A 15,937-nucleotide genomic window follows, 5' to 3' on the forward strand; every position below is an offset into this window, starting at 1 on the left:
ACGGCCCGTCACGGCCGTCCGGGCCGGGTCAGAGCGCGGCGGGGGCCGGGTCGGTGCCCGCGAGGCGTTCGGTGCGGGCCAGGGCGGCGGCCTCGGCGATCCGCCGCAGCGCGTCGGGGACGTGGGCGGCGGGCAGGGTGAGCGGCAGCCGCAGGTGCTCCTCGAACGCGCCGTCGACGCCGAACCGGGCGCCGGAGGCGATCCGGACGCCGGTGCGCTCGCCGGCCCGGGCCAGCGCGCTGGCGGGCAGGCCGGGGGTGGCGGCCCACAGGGCGAGGCCGCCGGGCGGCAGGGCGAAGCGCCAGGCGGGGAAGTGCCGGGGCAGCTCGCGGGCGAACGCCTCGGCGGTGGCCCGCAGTTGGGCGTGCCGTTCGGCCCGGACGGCGGGCAGGTGGTCGGTCAGCAGCCGGGCCGCGACCAGCTGGTCGAGGACGGGCGTGCCGAGGTCGTACAGGGCCCGGTCGGCGGCGAGCTTGCGGACCAGGGAGGGCTGGGCGCGCAGCCAGCCGATCCGCAGGCCGGGCCAGAGGATCTTGCCGGCCGAGCCGACGGTGATCACCTGGGCGTCCCGGTCGAGCGCGGCCAGCGGGCGGGGCAGGTCGGCGTCGGCGACGTCCCAGCCGAGTTCGGCGCAGGTCTCGTCGGCGATCACGGCGGTGCCGGCGGCCCGGGCGTGGGCGAGCAGGGCGCGGCGCTGGTCCTCGTCGACGAGGGCGCCGGTGGGGTTCTGGAAGTCCGGGATGACGGAGGCCAGCCGGGGCGCGGCGCCGCGCAGCACCCGCTGCCACTGGGCGAGGTCCCAGCCGGTGCGTCCGGCCCCGTCGGCGGTCAGCGGGACGGGTACCAGGCGGGCGCCGGCCCGGTCCAGGGCGCGCAGCGTGTTGGCGTAGCTGGGGGCTTCGACGGCGACCCGGTCGCCGCGGGCCAGCAGCGCCTGGTGGGCCAGGTGCAGGGCGCTCATCGCGCCGGTGGTGACCAGGACCTGTTCGGGGCCGGTGGGCAGGCCGCGTTCGGTGTAGCGGCGGGCGACGGCCTCGCGCAGCACCGGCAGCCCGGTCGGGTAGTTGCCGTGCCCGCCGGTGTAGGCGGGCAGTTGGGCGACGGCGTGCGCGGCGGCCTCGGCGAGCTGCGGCGGGGGGTGGGGGCGGCCAGGCCCAGGTCGAGGACGGCGCCCTGCTCGGGGGAGACGGGGTGCAGGGCGTCGGCGGGCGGCGAGGTGCCCTCGGGCAGGGCGGTCCAGGAGCCGGCGCCGCGGCGCGAGCGCAGGTAGCCGTCGGCGCGCAGGGCCTCGTAGGCGGCGGCGACGGTGGTGCGGGAGAGGTGCAGTTCGGCGGCGAGTTCGCGTTCGGCGGGCAGCCGGGTGCCGACCGGGAGGCGGCCGTCGGCGACCAGCCGGGAGACCTGGGCGGCCAGGGCGCGGTAGGCGGGGCGGCGGCCGTCCGGGGCGGGCAGCTGGCGGGCGAGGGCGTGCGGGGTGAGCGTGCTGTGCCACTCGGCCATCTGCGATCAGTCCACTCGGTTCGGATTGGCCCTGTCGGGTCCGGTTTTGGACTCTCCATAGTGGCGTGCAGTGCCGAAGAACGGCAAGCACCGCACCGAGAAGAGGTCCACCCGATGGCGGTCGTCTCCCTGCCCCTGTCCCCCTCCCGCCCCGGCTCCTCCCGCCCCGGCTCCTCCCGCCGCCTGCCCCGCCGCCTCGTCCAGCTGGCCGTCGGCCTGGTGCTGTACGGCGTCTCGATGGGCCTGGTGCTGCGCTCCTCGCTCGGCGGCAACCCGTGGGACGTCTTCCACCAGGGGCTGGCCCGGCACGCCCACCTCAGCGTCGGCACCTGGGTGACGCTGGTCGGCGCGCTGGTGCTGCTGCTGTGGATCCCGCTGCGCCAGCGGCCCGGCATCGGCACGGTCGGCAACGTGGCCGTCCTCGGCCTGGCGATGGACGCCACCCTCTCCCTCGTCCCGCACCCGCACGCCCTCGCCGTCCGGATCCCGCTGCTCGCCGCCGGCATCCTCCTCAACGCCCTCGCCACCGGCCTCTACATCGGCGCCCGCCTCGGCCCCGGCCCGCGCGACGGCCTGATGACCGGCCTGCACCGGCGCACCGGCCGCTCCGTGCGGCTGATCCGCACCTGCATCGAGTTGACCGTCCTGACCGCCGGCATCGCCCTCGGCGGCACCTTCGGCCCCGGCACGGTCGCGTACGCCCTGGCGATCGGCCCGCTGGTGCAGTTCCTCCTGCCGCGGCTGACCGTCCCGGCCTGAGAGGCGGGGGCCCGCCGGGGGCCGGGGAACGGCGAGCACGGGCCGGCCGGGCGTCACCGGGCCGTGGCATCATCCGGAGCCGAGTCACCCGTGCCCAGCGGTCGTCCCGAGGAGCCCAAGTGCAGCCCGTGTTCGTCGACTTCTCCACCGCCGTCCCCCGGACCGGCAACGCCGTGGTCAGCACCGAACGGGCCGGCTTCGCCCGCGACCACCTCGCGCTCGACGCCGGGGCCACGGTCACCGTCGAGTTCGAGGTCCCGCCGGAGGGCGTGACGGACGAGCTCACGGTGAAGGTCCGCGCCCTCGTCTCCAAGCTGGGTGCCCGGCCCGGTTTCGCGCCGCTCGACGTGGCCGTCAACTCCAAGGCGATCGCCGGGGACTACCGGATACCCGGCGGCGGGGACATCCCGCAGCAGTTCGTCCTCGCCGTCCCCGCCGAGCTGCTCGTCCCGGGGGAGACCAACAGCCTGACGCTCCGCACCTCCGCCGACGCGCGCTCGCACCTGTGGCTGTACCGGGTGCTGGCCGAGCCCGTCTGGGACCGCGACGGGGCCGAGCGCGCCTGGCTCGCCGACTCCGCGGGCCGGTCGCTGCTGACCTACCGGACGGACCGCCGGGCACCGGGCGCGCAGGAGTGGGAGCCCGCCGCGCCCTGGCGGCTGCACCTCGACTCCGGCGAGGGGGCGATGCCGGCCCGGATCGACTGGCGGGTGCGGTCCGGCGCGGAGGCGTCCGTCGAGTTCGCCCTGGAGCTGACCACCTTCTACGGCCACACCCGCGACGCCGACGGCCGGTGGTACGAGCTGCGCGGCACCCTGACCGACCGCCGGGCCTTCCCCGGCGACTGCGACCCGGCCGCCACCCGCACCTTCTCCACCGAGGCCGGCTGGGGCGGCCGCTGGCACCCGGGCGGCCCGCTCACGATCCACCTCGCCGTGGGCGAGGAGACCCCCTTCGAGCGCATCGCCTGGACCGACCAGCGGGCCTGCTCGGCGTCCGTCGGGCTGACCGGGGACGGCAGCTCCTTCCTCGGGTGGTCCCAGCGCGTCAACGAGGGGCCGGTCGGCTACCGGGGCGAGTTGATCGAGGCCGGGACAGCCGCCGGGGACCGGCCGGAGCCGGGCCCCCTCTCCGAGGAGCTGGACCGGTTCGGCCGGGCGGTCGCCGACCTGGCCGACGCCGCGGTGAAGTCGCTCGGTTCGTTCCTCCGCAGGCTCTGACCGGCCGCCGCTCCGGCCCGGGGGACCGGGCCGGGGCCGCCACTCAGGTGGGAAACGGGGGCGGTCGTCGCAAAGCGACGGTGGAACCTCGTAAGGTCGTCTCCGTGTTGGACGAGATGCGGATACGGGATCTGGGTGTCATCGACGATGCGGTGGTCGAGCTCGCCCCCGGCTTCACCGCCGTCACGGGCGAGACCGGCGCGGGCAAGACCATGGTGGTGACCAGCCTCGGTCTGCTGCTCGGCGGCCGGGCCGACCCGGCGCTGGTGCGCAACGGCTCCGAACGGGCCGTGGTGGAGGGGCGGTTGACGCTCGACCCGGCCTCGCCGGTGGTGGCCCGCGCGCTGGAGGCGGGCGCCGAGCTGGACGACGGCGAGCTGCTGGTCAGCCGCACCGTCTCCGCCGAGGGCCGCTCGCGGGCGCACGTCGGCGGCCGCTCGGTGCCGGTCGGGCTGCTCGCCGAGCTCGGCGAGGACCTGATCGCCGTGCACGGCCAGACCGACCAGCAGCGGCTGCTACGCCCGTCCCGGCAGCGCGGCGCGCTGGACCGGTACGCGGGCGAGGCCGTCGCCGAGCCGCTGGCCCGCTACCGGGAGGTGTACCGGGAGCTGCGCGAGGTCTCCGCGACGCTGGAGGAGCTGACCACCCGGGCCCGGGAGCGCGCCCAGGAGGCCGACCTGCTGCGCTTCGGGCTGGAGGAGGTCGCCGCCGCCGAGCCGGTCGCCGGGGAGGACGCCGAGCTGGCCGTGGAGGCCGAGCGGCTCGGCCACGCCGACGCGCTGTCCTCCGCGGCGACGCTGGCGCACGCCGCCCTGGCGGGCGACCCGGCCGACCCGGAGGCCGTCGACGCGGGCACCCTGCTCGCCCAGGCCCGCCGCGCCGTCGACGCGGTGCGCCACCACGACGAGCGCCTGGCGGCCCTCGCCGACCGGCTCGGCGAGTGCGGCTACCTGCTGGCCGACGTGGCCGGCGACCTCGCCGGGTACGCCGACGACCTGGACGCCGACCCGGTCCGGCTGGCCGCCGTCGAGGAGCGCCGCAGCGTGCTGGCCCACCTGGTGCGCAAGTACGCGGGCACCGAGGGCACCCTCGCCGAGGTGCTCGACTGGGCCGAGACCGGCTCGGTGCGGCTGCTGGAGCTCGACGGCGACGACGAGCGGATCGACGAACTCGGCGCCCGGGAGACCGAGTTGCGCGCCCGGCTGGCCGACCTGGCGGCCGAGGTCTCGCAGGCCCGGCACGCCGCCGCCGACAAGTTCGCCGCCGCGGTCTCCGACGAGCTCGCCGAACTCGCCATGCCGCACGCCCGGGTGACGTTCGCCATCAGCCAGCTCGACGACCTGGCCGGCATCGAGCTGGAGGGCCGCAGCGTCGCCTACGGCCCGCACGGCGTCGACGAGGTCGAGGTGCTGCTGGCCCCGCACCCCGGCGCGCAGCCCCGCCCGATCGCCAAGGGCGCCTCCGGCGGCGAGCTGTCGCGGGTGATGCTGGCCGTCGAGGTGGTGTTCGCGGGCGCCGACCCCGTCCCGACCTACCTGTTCGACGAGGTCGACGCGGGCGTCGGCGGCAAGGCGGCGGTCGAGATCGGCCGCCGGCTGGCCAAACTCGCCCGCAGCGCGCAGGTCGTGGTGGTCACCCACCTCCCGCAGGTCGCCGCGTTCGCCGACCGGCACCTGGTGGTGGAGAAGACCAACGACGGCATCGTCACCCGCAGCGGCGTGAAGACCCTCAGCGACGAGGAGCGGGTGCGCGAACTGTCCCGGATGCTCGCCGGGTTGGAGGACTCCGAGCTGGGCCGCGCCCACGCCGAGGAGCTCCTGGAGGCGGCCCGGACGGCCCGGGCCCGCTGATCCGCCGGACGGCCGGCACCGCCGCGGGCGACGCGCCAGCGGTGGTGCCGACTGTCCAAGAGGTGGACCGACCTGGCATGGTGGCGAGCGGACACCTGCTGACAACGAGTCGGAGCGAGACAGACGTGGACCATTCCGCCGCCCGGGCCGCCGCGGCCCCCCAGTTGCACGTGGTGCTGGTCCTGGCCGCCGCGACCGGCGGCATCGGCGCCCACGTGCGCTCCCTGACCCGGGGCCTGGTGGCGCACGGCGTCGCGGTCACGGTCTGCGCGCCCGAGGGCACCGACCGGCTGTTCGGGTTCTCCGCGGCCGGCGCCCGGCTGCACACCGTCGACATCACCCCGACCTCCGGCGCCCGCAGCGACGCCACCGCGATCGGCGAGCTGCGCCGCGCCTTCACCGGCGCCGACATCGTGCACGCCCACGGCCTGCGGGCCGGCCTGCTGTCCGACCTGGCGCTGCGCACCGCCGGGCGCTTCCCCGGCATCCGGCCCCAGACCCCGCTGGTGGTCACCTCGCACCACGCGCTGCTCACCACCGGGCTCGACCGCCGCCTGCAGCGCCTGATGGAGCGCCGGGTGGTGCGGGCCGCCGACCTGGTCCTCGGCGCCTCCTCCGACCTGGTCGCCCGGGCCCGCGAACTCGGCGCCACCGACGCCCGGCTGGGCCCGGTCGCCGCCCCGCCGATGCCGCCCGGCACCCTCGACCGGGACGACGCCCGCAAGGCGCTGCCCGGCGGCGACGACGGCCGCCCGGTGGTGCTGGCGATCGGCCGGCTCGTCCCGCAGAAGTGCTTCGCGCTGCTGCTCGACGCCGTCCCGCACTTCGCCGCGCCCGGCGCCCCCGCCCCGCGGGTGCTGCTGGCCGGGGACGGCCCCGAGCGGCAGGGCCTGCGCGAGCGGGTGGCCGCCGAGCAGCTGCCCGTCGAGCTGCTCGGCTACCGCACCGACATTCCCGACCTGCTGGCCGCCGCCGACCTGGTGGTGCTCTCCTCCCGCTGGGAGGCCCGCTCGCTGGTCGCCCAGGAGGCGATGCGGGCCGGCGTCCCGGTGGTCGCCACCGCGGTGGGCGGGGTGCCCGAACTGGTCGGCGACGCCGCCGTGCTGGTGCCCTTCGCCGACCCGCGGGCGCTGGGCGGCGCCGTCCGCGAGCTGCTCGCCGACCCGGACCGCCGGGCCGAACTCGCCGCCGCCGGCCGGGCGCAGGCCGCCACCTGGCCGGACGAGGCGGCCACCGTCGCCCAGGTGCTGTCCATCTACGACGAACTGGCGCAGCGTCAGAACTGACGCACTCCCAGGCGTCCGGCCCGTGGACGGGGCGGCCGGGCCGCCCTACCCTCCGGCCATGACACCCGTCCCCACCCCGGAGGACCTGCTGACCCGGCTGGCCGCCGCGATCGGCGTCCCGGCGGTGCTGCTGGCGCTGTGGGCGGCCGCCGGCGCGGTGGCGAGCTGGGTCGCGCTGGCCCGCCGGACCTCCGCCGCGGTCGCCGCGGGCGGCGCGCTGCTGCGGGAGCGCACCGGCGAGCGGCAGCGGGCCGCGCTCGGCTTCGTGCTGGCGGGCGCCGGGTTCGTCGCCACCGCCTACGCGCTGGGCCAGTTGGCGATGGTCACCTACACCCCGATCGAGGGCCGCCCGCGGATCGCCGACGGCGCCCGCTTCGACTGGCCGTTCGCGGCCCGGCACCTGCTCGGCTACCAGGACTGGTCGCGGCCCTCGTCGTACGCGGTGACGGCGGCCGCCGCGCTGCTCGCCGGGTACTCGGCGGGCGTCCTGCTGGAGGCCGTCGGCGCCCGGCCGGCGGGCCTGCTGCTGCGCGGCGCGGCCCTGCTGGCCGGCGGGACGGTGCTGCTGCTGTGCGTGGGCGCCGCCGCGCTGATCGGCCTGGCCGGGACGTGCGTGCTGGTCCTGGGCCTGACCCACTCCTCGGGCTACACCCCGGGCATGGCGGTGCTGTACGCGCTGTGGGTGGCGCTGCTGCTGCTCGCCCCGCTGCTGGCCTGGAGGGCCGGCCGGGCGGCCGAGGCGATGTTCGGCCGCCCGGCGGAGGAGTGAGCGGCCGTCAGCCCGACAGGTTGAGGCCGCCGGCGGCGGTCAGCCGCAGCGCGGTGTCGATCAGCGGGACGTGGCTGAACGCCTGCGGGAAGTTGCCCACCTGGCGGCGGGCCCGCGGGTCCCACTCCTCGGCCAGCAGCCCGACGTCGTTGCGCAGCGCCAGCAGCCGCTCGAACAGCTCGCGGGCCTCGCCGACCCGGCCGATCATCGCCAGGTCGTCGGCCAGCCAGAACGAGCAGGCCAGGAACGCCCCCTCGTGCCCCGACAGCCCGTCGACGTTGTTGCCTTCGTCGTCGTGCGTCGGGTAGCGCAGCACGAAGCCGTCCTCGGTGGACAGTTCGCGCTGGATCGCCTCGATGGTGCCGATGACCCGCTTGTCGTCCGGCGGCAGGAAGCCGACCTGCGGGATCAGCAGCAGCGAGGCGTCCAGCTCCCGGCCGCCGTAGTACTGGGTGAAGGTGTTGCGCTGCTCGTCGTAGCCGCGGGCGCACACGTCGGCGTGGATCTCGGCGCGCAGCGCCGTCCAGCGCTCGACCAGGCCGGGCGGCGGGTCCTCGGCCTGGGCGAGCAGCTTGAGGGTGCGGTCGACGGCGACCCAGGCCATCACCTTGGAGTGCACGAAGTGCCGGCGCGGCCCGCGGACCTCCCAGATGCCCTCGTCCGGGTTGCGCCAGTGCTCCTCCAGGTACTCGATCAGGCGCAGCTGCAGCTGGTGGGCGTGGTCGTGCCGGGACAGGCCGGACATGGTGGCCAGGTGCAGCGCCTCGACGACCTCGCCGTACACGTCGAGCTGGAGCTGCCCGGCGGCGCCGTTGCCGACCCGGACCGGGCGGGAGCCCTCGTAGCCGGGCAGCCAGTCGAGCTCGGACTCGGTGAGTTCGCGCTCCCCGGCGATGCCGTACATGATCTGCAGGTTCTCCGGGTCGCCGGCCACCGCGCGCAGCAGCCACTCGCGCCAGGCCCGGGCCTCCTCGCGGTAGCCGGTGCGCAGCAGCGAGGACAGGGTGATCGCGGCGTCGCGCAGCCAGGTGTAGCGGTAGTCCCAGTTGCGCTCGCCGCCGAGGTCCTCGGGCAGCGAGGTGGTGGGGGCGGCGACGATGCCGCCGGTGGGGGCGTAGGTGAGCGCCTTGAGGGTGATCAGCGAGCGGACCACGGCCTCCCGGTAGGGGCCCTGGTAGGTGCACTGGGCGACCCACTCGCGCCAGAACCGCTCGGTGGAGGCGAGCGCGCCCTCGGCGTCCGGCGGGGCGGGGGCCGACTCGTGCGAGGCCTTCCAGGTCAGGCCGAAGGCGATCCGCTGGCCGGCGGAGACGGTGAAGTCGGCGTAGGTGGTCAGGTCGCGCCCGTAGGTCTCGGCCATGCCGTCCAGCCACACCGAGTCGGGCCCGGCGACGGCGACGGTGCGGTGCCCCACCTCCGGGTGCTCGACCCGGTGCACCCAGGGCACGATCCGGCCGTAGCTGAAGCGCATCCGCACCGCCGAGCGCATCCGGACGGTGCCGGCCAGGCCCTCGACGATGCGGATCATCTGCGGGACGTCGGGCGTGCCGAGCAGGTGGCGCGGCGGCATGAAGTCGATCACCCGGACGGTGCCGCCCTGGGTGTCCCACTCCTGTTCCAGGACCAGCGAGTCGCCCCGGTAGCGGCGCCGGTCGCAGGGCAGCGCGGGCGCGGCGGCGGTGACCGGCGGGACGCGCAGTTCGCCGCTGTCGAGCAGCGCGGAGCGGGGTTCGGGGGCGGGGGGCGGTGCCTCGACCGGCGTGGCCGGGCCGATCCGCCAGAAGCCGTGCTCGTCGGTGCCCAGCAGCCCGGCGAACACCGCGGGGGAGTCGAACCGGGGCAGGCACAGCCAGTCGACCGCGCCGTCCCGGCTGACCAGCGCGGCGGTCTGCATGTCCCCGATCAGCGCGTAGTCCTCGATGCGACCGGCCATGGTTCTCCGTTCCGTGCGGGCCCCGCGGCGGACGGCGCGCACGGGTCGGGCGAGGATGTCGACGTTTGAGCAGAATACGTGGATCGGGGCGGTTAGGGGGGTTTCACGCGCCCCCGCCGCCTGCCCGCGCGCGCCGGGACCATGCCGGGCGACCCCGCTCCGAGCAGCCCGGATGCGCCGTCCGGCCGATCCGCCCGGGGCCCCGGTACCCGGACGCGGGCGAGCACTCGCCGGGGCACTGATACGCTGGTATCCCGTGGAACTGGTGGGAACGAGGGCCGGGAGCCCCTCCACCGGCGTCACCCTCCGACACGCGACCCACGGGAGCCCCCTCTTGGCACAGCCCCATTCCGGCAAGTCGGCCAACGGCCGTGCCGTGACGACCAAGCACCTCTTCGTCACCGGGGGTGTCGCCTCTTCGCTCGGCAAGGGGCTCACCGCCTCCAGCCTCGGCGCCCTGCTCAAGGCCCGCGGCCTGCGGGTGACGATGCAGAAGCTCGACCCGTACCTCAACGTGGACCCGGGCACCATGAACCCGTTCCAGCACGGTGAGGTCTTCGTCACGGACGACGGCGCCGAGACCGACCTCGACATCGGCCACTACGAGCGCTTCCTCGACACCAACCTGCACGGTTCGGCGAACGTCACCACCGGCCAGGTCTACTCCACCGTGATCGCCAAGGAGCGGCGCGGCGAGTACCTCGGCGACACCGTCCAGGTCATCCCGCACATCACCAACGAGATCAAGTCCCGGATCCGCCGGATGGCGACCGAGGACGTCGACGTGGTCATCACCGAGGTCGGCGGCACCGTCGGCGACATCGAGTCGCTGCCGTTCCTGGAGGCCGTCCGCCAGGTCCGCCACGAGGTCGGCCGGGACAACGTCTTCTTCGTGCACGTCTCGCTGCTGCCGTACATCGGCCCGTCCGGCGAGCTGAAGACCAAGCCCACCCAGCACTCGGTGGCCGCGCTGCGCAACATCGGCATCCAGCCCGACGCGATCGTGCTGCGCGCCGACCGCGAGGTGCCGCAGGCCATCAAGCGCAAGATCTCGCTGATGTGCGACGTCGACGAGGAGGCCGTGGTCGCCGCGATCGACGCCAAGTCGATCTACGACATCCCCAAGGTGCTGCACGGCGAGGGCCTGGACGCGTACGTGGTGCGCCGCCTGGACCTGCCGTTCCGCGACGTGGACTGGACGGTCTGGGACGACCTGCTGCGCCGCGTCCACGAGCCGCAGCACGAGGTCAAGGTCGCGCTGGTCGGCAAGTACATCGACCTGCCGGACGCCTACCTGTCGGTGACCGAGGCGCTGCGGGCCGGCGGCTTCGCCAACAACGCCCGGGTGCAGATCAAGTGGGTCGCCTCGGACGACTGCGAGACCCCCGAGGGCGCCCAGGAGCAGCTCGGCGACGTGGACGCGATCTGCATCCCCGGCGGCTTCGGCGACCGCGGCGTGGACGGCAAGGTCGCCGCGATCACCTACGGCCGGGAGAACCGGATCCCGCTGCTGGGCCTGTGCCTGGGCCTGCAGTGCGTGGTCATCGAGGCCGCCCGCAACCTGGCCGGCCTGCCCGAGGCCAACTCCACCGAGTTCGACGCCGCGGCGAAGTACCCGGTCGTCTCGACCATGGCCGAGCAGCTCGCCATCGTCGACGGCAAGGGCGACCTCGGCGGCACCATGCGCCTGGGCCTGTACCCGGCGAAGCTCGCCGAGGGCTCCATCGTGCGCGAGGTGTACGGCGGCGAGCAGTACGTCGAGGAGCGCCACCGCCACCGCTACGAGGTCAACAACGCCTACCGCGCCGACCTGGAGAAGACCGGCCTGCAGTTCTCCGGCCTCTCCCCGAAGGGCGACCTGGTCGAGTACGTCGAGTACCCGCGCGAGGTGCACCCCTACCTGGTCGCCACCCAGGCCCACCCCGAGCTGAAGTCCCGCCCGACCCGCCCGCACCCGCTGTTCGCGGGCCTGGTCGCGGCGGCGATCGACCGCAAGGTCGGCTGAGGATTCCGCCGGTAGTCCTTCGGTGGTCCTCCGGTAGTGCCGAGCGCCCGTCGGGATCTTCCCGGCGGGCGCTTCGGCGTGTCGCGGGGGCGGCGTCCGGTAGATTGTGTCTATCTGACGAGAAGGGGTGGTGCCCGGTGGCCGGGATTCACGACGTGGCCGAGGAGTGGGACGTCCGGGACGGGCACACGCCCTTCCGCGGCAAGGTGACGGGCGTGCGCAGCGAACAGGTGCGGATGCCCGACGGCGTCTGGGCGCAGCGCGACTACCAGCTGCACCCCGGCTCGGTCGCGGTGCTCGCCCTCGACGAGCAGGGCCGGGTGCTGACCCTGCGCCAGTACCGGCACCCCGTCCGGCACCGGCTCTGGGAACTCCCGGCGGGGCTGCTCGACGTGCCCGGCGAGAACCCGCTGCACGCGGCGCAGCGGGAGCTCTTCGAGGAGGCCCACTGCAAGGCCGGGCAGTGGCGCGTCCTGGTCGACTTCTTCACCTCGCCCGGCGGCAGCGACGAGGCCGTGCGGCTCTTCCTGGCGACGGACCTGTCGGAGGCGGACGGCGAGCGCTACGCGGCGCACGGCGAGGAGCTGGAGATCGAGACGGCCTGGGTGCCGCGCGAGGACCTGGTCCGGCTGATCCTGGCCGGCGAACTCCACAACCCGACCCTGGTCACCGGCGTCCTGGCCCTCACCGCCACCGGCGGCGACCTCGACGCGCTCAGGCCCGCGGACGCGGAGTGGCCGGCCCGGCCGTACTGACGCGAGCGGGACGGCGCGAAAGCAGGGGCGCGGGGGGAACTGCTGCGCGGGCTGGGGTTGCACAACCAGGGGCGCGGGGAACTGCGCGCGGCGGGAGGTGAACGTCAGCAAGATCGCGGGATAGTGCAAGCTCTCGTCCTGCTTCGCGATCTGGCTGTGGGTGCTCGGTTGGCCGCGCAGTTCCCCGCGCCCCTGTTTGCGCTCGGGTGGGGCTGCAGCAGTTCTCCCCTTGCGCCAGCAAGGTGATTCGGCCGTTGGTCATACCAGGGTGTCTCGGCGGGGCGGGGTGGGCGAACTACGCTTCGCGGACAGGGCTCGGTGGGCGGGCTCGGGGCGCTGGGCGACGGGTCGGGAGTGGCGCGGGTGGCGAGGAAGACGGCGGCGGTGGCCGAGGCGGCCGGGATCTTCGACGTGTTGCCCGCGGGTGCCCGGCCGTTCGCCGGGCGGGGGGCGGAGCTGGCGGCGCTGACGGTCGCGGCGGGGCGGCCCGCCCAGGGGCGGGGGCGGCTGCTGGTGCTGGCGGGGCGGCCGGGCTCGGGGCGCAGCGCGCTCGCGGTGCGGTGGGCCAGGTCGGTGGCGGGGGACTACCCGGACGGGCTGCTGTACGCGCGGCTGTCCGCGCCGGACGGGGGCGGGTGGGGGCCGGGCGGGCGGCCCGGGTGCTGCTGGACCAGTTGGGGGAGCGGCCGGGGGCGGCGCTGCTGCCGGGTGCGGCGGAGGAGGACCCGGCCTGCGAGGCGCTGCGGGAGGCGCTGGGGCAGCGCAAGGTGCTGGTGCTGCTGGACGACGTGCGGGACGCCGGGCAGGTGTGGCCGCTGCTGGCGGAGAAGACCGACTCGCTGCTGCTGGCGACCACCTCGGGGCCGCTGATGGGCATCGACGGGATCGATCCGGTGATCCTCGGCGGGCTGGACCACCGGGCCGCGGTGGACCTGCTGGGCGAGCTGGTCGGCGGGACCAGGGTCTCCTGCGACCCGGTGGGTGCCGCGGACCTGGCCGAGGCGTGCGCGAACCGGCCGGCCGCGCTGCGCCTGGCGGCGGGGTGGCTGCGCACCGAGCCCCGGCTGGCGGTCACCGACGCCGCGGCCCGGCTGCGGCCCGTTCCGGCGCCCGTGCCGGCGGTGGTGGAGGGGCCGGTGCGGCCGGCCGATCCGGAGCGGGAGACGGTGCCGGTGGTGGAGGGCGACCCGCTGCGCGGGGCGTTCGAGCTGGCGTACCGGCGGCTGCCCGCGGCCAGGTCCCGGCTGCTGCGGCTGTGCACGCTGGCGCCCGGCCAGCTGGTCGACCTGCGCACGGCGTCCGCGCTGGCGGGGTGTCCGGCGCCGGAGGCGGGGGCGGGGCTGGCGGCGCTGGCCGAGCTGGAGCTGCTGGAGCGGGAGCCGGACGCGGCGGACGGCACCGAGCGCTACCGGGTGCCGGGACGGCTGCACGGGCGGCTGGTGGAGCTGCGCGGGGAGGTGGACCGCCCGTCCGAGGTGGAGCTGGCCCGGGCCCGGCTGCTGGAGCGGCTGGTGCGGCTGGTGGACTCGGCGCGGCTGCTGCTGGACCCGGCGGCCGGCCCCAATCCGGACCCGCTGCCGGGGCCGCTGCGGCTGCGCACCGCCGCGCACGCCGAGGGCTGGCTGCTGGGGGAGCGCGAGCTGCTGCTGGCCGCGGTCGCCGACGCGGTGGGCCAGGGGGACCTGGACGGTTCGGCGGGCCGCCTGGTGACCGCGCTGCTGCGCGCCCTGCCGCTGACCGGTGAGGCGGCCCCCGCGGACCTGCACGCCCTGCACGAGTCGGTGCTGAGGGTGGCCGAGCGGCAGGGCGCGCCGCGCCGGGCCGCCGCCGCGCTGCTGAACCTGGGCGACCTGCAGGCCGCCGCCGGGCGCTGGGAGCAGGCGGGCGAGCGCTACCGCCGGGCCGTCGAGCTGGCCCGGGGGCGGGCGACGAGGCGGGCTGCGCCCGCGCGCTGGAGGGCGTGGGCCACGGCCACCGGGCGCTCGGCGACCCGCTGCGCGCCGCCGACGCGTACGGGCGGGCGCTGGTGCTGCGGCAGGCGCTGGGCGACCGGCCGGCCGAGGCCCGGCTGCTGGTGCGGCTGGCGGAGGCGCACGCCGGGCTGCGGCGCTTCGAGGAGGCGCTGCGCGAGTACCGGTCGGCGGCCGCGGTGCTGCGCCGGATCGGCGACGGGCGGGGCGAGCAGGAGGTCGCGGCGCTGGCCGCCCGGCTGCAGCGGCACCTCGGCCGGGAGGGCCTGCGTCCGCTTCCGGAGTAATGTCGTAGGTGCGGAGTTCGCCCGGAAATGTGGCCTTGGAGCGCGTGCAAGCCTACGAACCTGCCAATGTGTCTGGCTGATTTAGTCACTTTGGAAGGCTGACACGCCGACTGGGCTTCATTACACTCGAACTCAGTCGCGCATAGATCTATGCACCGGCCTGTCCGTTGTGCCTTCTTGTGCGTCGCCTGCCGGTCTTCCCCGGCCGGTATCCCCCATGGCAAGAGGACGTGTTAGCCGTGAAGGTCGGCATCCCCCGCGAGGTCAAGAACCACGAGTACCGCGTGGCCATCACGCCTGCCGGTGTGCATGAGCTGGTCCGCAACGGACACGAGGTCGTCATCGAGGACAACGCCGGTGTCGGCTCCTCGATCCCGAACGAGGAGTACGTGGCCGCCGGTGCGACCATCCTCCCCACCGCCGACGAGGTGTGGGCCGCGGCCGACATGATCCTCAAGGTGAAGGAGCCCATCGCCTCCGAGTACCACCGGCTGCGCAAGGGCCAGACCCTCTTCACCTACCTGCACCTGGCCGCCGACCGGGCCGGCACCGACGCGCTGGTCGCCTCCGGCACCACCGCGATCGCCTACGAGACGGTGCAGCTGCCGGGCGGCGGGCTGCCGCTGCTCGCCCCGATGTCCGAGGTCGCGGGCCGGCTGGCCCCGCAGGTCGGCTCCTACCACCTGATGCGCCCGGCCGGCGGCCGCGGCGTGCTGCCCGGCGGCGTGCCCGGCACCCACCCGGCGAAGGCGGTCGTCATCGGCGGCGGCGTCTCCGGCTGGCACGCGGCCACCATCGCCATCGGCATGGGCTACGACGTGACCCTGCTGGACCGCGACATCAACAAGCTGCGCGAGGCCGACAAGGTCTTCGGCACCAAGGTCAAGGCGATCGTCTCCAACTCCTTCGAGCTGGAGAAGGCCGTCGTCGAGGCCGACCTGGTGATCGGCGCGGTGCTGATCCCGGGCGCCAAGGCCCCCAAGCTGGTCACCAACGAGCTGGTCGCCAAGATGAAGCCGGGCTCGGTGCTCGTGGACATCGCCATCGACCAGGGCGGCTGCTTCGAGGACTCGCACCCCACCACGCACGCCGAGCCGACCTTCCAGGTCCACAACTCGGTCTTCTACTGCGTGGCCAACATGCCGGGCGCCGTCCCCAACACCTCCACCTACGCGCTCACCAACGCGACCCTGCCGTACGTGGTCGAGCTGGCCAACCGCGGCTGGAAGGAGGCGCTGCGCCGGGACGCCGCGCTCGCCAAGGGCCTGAACGTGCACGAGGGCCAGATCACCTTCCCGGCCGTCGCCGAGGCGTTCGGCCTGGAGTCGGTCTCCCTGGAGAGCGTGCTCGCCTGACGCCCCCTCACCCGCTGTCGCCCCCGGCCGTCCTTCCCCTTCGCGCCGGGGGCTTCGGCATGCCCGCGCGGGCCGGCGGGCGGACCGGCGGTGACCACCGGCGGTCAATTGCGGTGCGGTTTGTCACCCGCTCTGTCGACAAGGACACCTGACGGGCCCTCACGGCCCGGTGCCTGCGCGGAAACGTTAGGGTCGTGTCTTGACACGGGGTGGGTGAACGGCCGACACACACGGCCCACTACCGTGGA

11 protein-coding genes and 1 pseudogene are annotated in these 15,937 nt (G+C 75.5%); 10 read left to right on the forward strand and 2 right to left on the reverse strand.

The genetic code is table 11. The features are described 5' to 3' along the window. Positions 1 to 28 precede the first annotated feature (28 nt). A pseudogene (gene yczR, locus OU787_RS24955) lies at positions 29 to 1,500 on the reverse strand (MocR-like transcription factor YczR). A gap of 114 nt (positions 1,501 to 1,614) precedes the next feature. Between yczR and yczE the strand changes: the two are divergent. The 5 genes from yczE (at position 1,615) to OU787_RS24985 (ending at position 7,384) form a co-directional block, all read left to right on the forward strand. Further along, positions 1,615 to 2,259, forward strand: coding sequence for a membrane protein YczE (gene yczE, locus OU787_RS24965; protein WP_268660585.1), 645 nt, complete (start codon positions 1,615 to 1,617; stop codon positions 2,257 to 2,259). Between the two features lie 119 nt (positions 2,260 to 2,378). Next, positions 2,379 to 3,479 carry a hypothetical protein gene (locus OU787_RS24970; RefSeq protein ID WP_268660586.1) on the forward strand — a complete coding sequence of 367 codons (1,101 nt, stop codon included), beginning with the start codon at positions 2,379 to 2,381 and terminating at the stop codon, positions 3,477 to 3,479. A 116-nt stretch (positions 3,480 to 3,595) separates the two neighbouring features. Next, positions 3,596 to 5,329 carry a DNA repair protein RecN gene (gene recN / locus OU787_RS24975; protein ID WP_030461769.1) on the forward strand — a complete coding sequence of 578 codons (1,734 nt, stop codon included), beginning with the start codon at positions 3,596 to 3,598 and terminating at the stop codon, positions 5,327 to 5,329. A 125-nt stretch (positions 5,330 to 5,454) separates the two neighbouring features. Next, positions 5,455 to 6,615 carry a glycosyltransferase family 4 protein gene (locus OU787_RS24980; RefSeq protein ID WP_268660587.1) on the forward strand — a complete coding sequence of 387 codons (1,161 nt, stop codon included), beginning with the start codon at positions 5,455 to 5,457 and terminating at the stop codon, positions 6,613 to 6,615. 58 nt (positions 6,616 to 6,673) lie between these two features. Beyond that, positions 6,674 to 7,384, forward strand: coding sequence for a hypothetical protein (locus OU787_RS24985; protein WP_030461771.1), 711 nt, complete (start codon positions 6,674 to 6,676; stop codon positions 7,382 to 7,384). A 7-nt stretch (positions 7,385 to 7,391) separates the two neighbouring features. Here the strand turns inward: OU787_RS24985 and OU787_RS24990 are convergent, their stop codons facing one another. Continuing rightward, positions 7,392 to 9,317 (reverse strand): glycoside hydrolase family 15 protein, encoded by a 1,926-nt coding sequence (locus tag OU787_RS24990; protein WP_030461772.1) that lies wholly within the window; start codon positions 9,315 to 9,317, stop codon positions 7,392 to 7,394. A 376-nt stretch (positions 9,318 to 9,693) separates the two neighbouring features. Between OU787_RS24990 and OU787_RS24995 the strand changes: the two genes are divergently transcribed. The 5 genes from OU787_RS24995 (at position 9,694) to ald (ending at position 15,689) form a co-directional block, all read left to right on the forward strand. Then, on the forward strand, positions 9,694 to 11,322 hold the full coding sequence (locus tag OU787_RS24995) for a CTP synthase (RefSeq protein WP_030461773.1): 1,629 nt from the start codon (positions 9,694 to 9,696) through the stop codon (positions 11,320 to 11,322). 137 nt (positions 11,323 to 11,459) lie between these two features. Further along, positions 11,460 to 12,077 carry an NUDIX domain-containing protein gene (locus tag OU787_RS25000; protein WP_268660588.1) on the forward strand — a complete coding sequence of 206 codons (618 nt, stop codon included), beginning with the start codon at positions 11,460 to 11,462 and terminating at the stop codon, positions 12,075 to 12,077. 411 nt (positions 12,078 to 12,488) lie between these two features. Further along, positions 12,489 to 12,947 (forward strand): ATP-binding protein, encoded by a 459-nt coding sequence (locus OU787_RS34880; protein ID WP_442788649.1) that lies wholly within the window; start codon positions 12,489 to 12,491, stop codon positions 12,945 to 12,947. A 1,090-nt stretch (positions 12,948 to 14,037) separates the two neighbouring features. Further along, positions 14,038 to 14,334: a tetratricopeptide repeat protein gene (locus OU787_RS34885; protein ID WP_442788651.1), complete on the forward strand. Its 297-nt coding sequence runs from the start codon at positions 14,038 to 14,040 to the stop codon at positions 14,332 to 14,334. Between the two features lie 239 nt (positions 14,335 to 14,573). Then, positions 14,574 to 15,689, forward strand: coding sequence for an alanine dehydrogenase (gene ald / locus OU787_RS25010; RefSeq protein WP_268660590.1), 1,116 nt, complete (start codon positions 14,574 to 14,576; stop codon positions 15,687 to 15,689). Positions 15,690 to 15,937: the final 248 nt, after the last annotated feature.

This window comes from Kitasatospora sp. YST-16 (genome assembly GCF_026802215.1).
Taxonomy (GTDB): domain Bacteria; phylum Actinomycetota; class Actinomycetes; order Streptomycetales; family Streptomycetaceae; genus Kitasatospora; species Kitasatospora cineracea.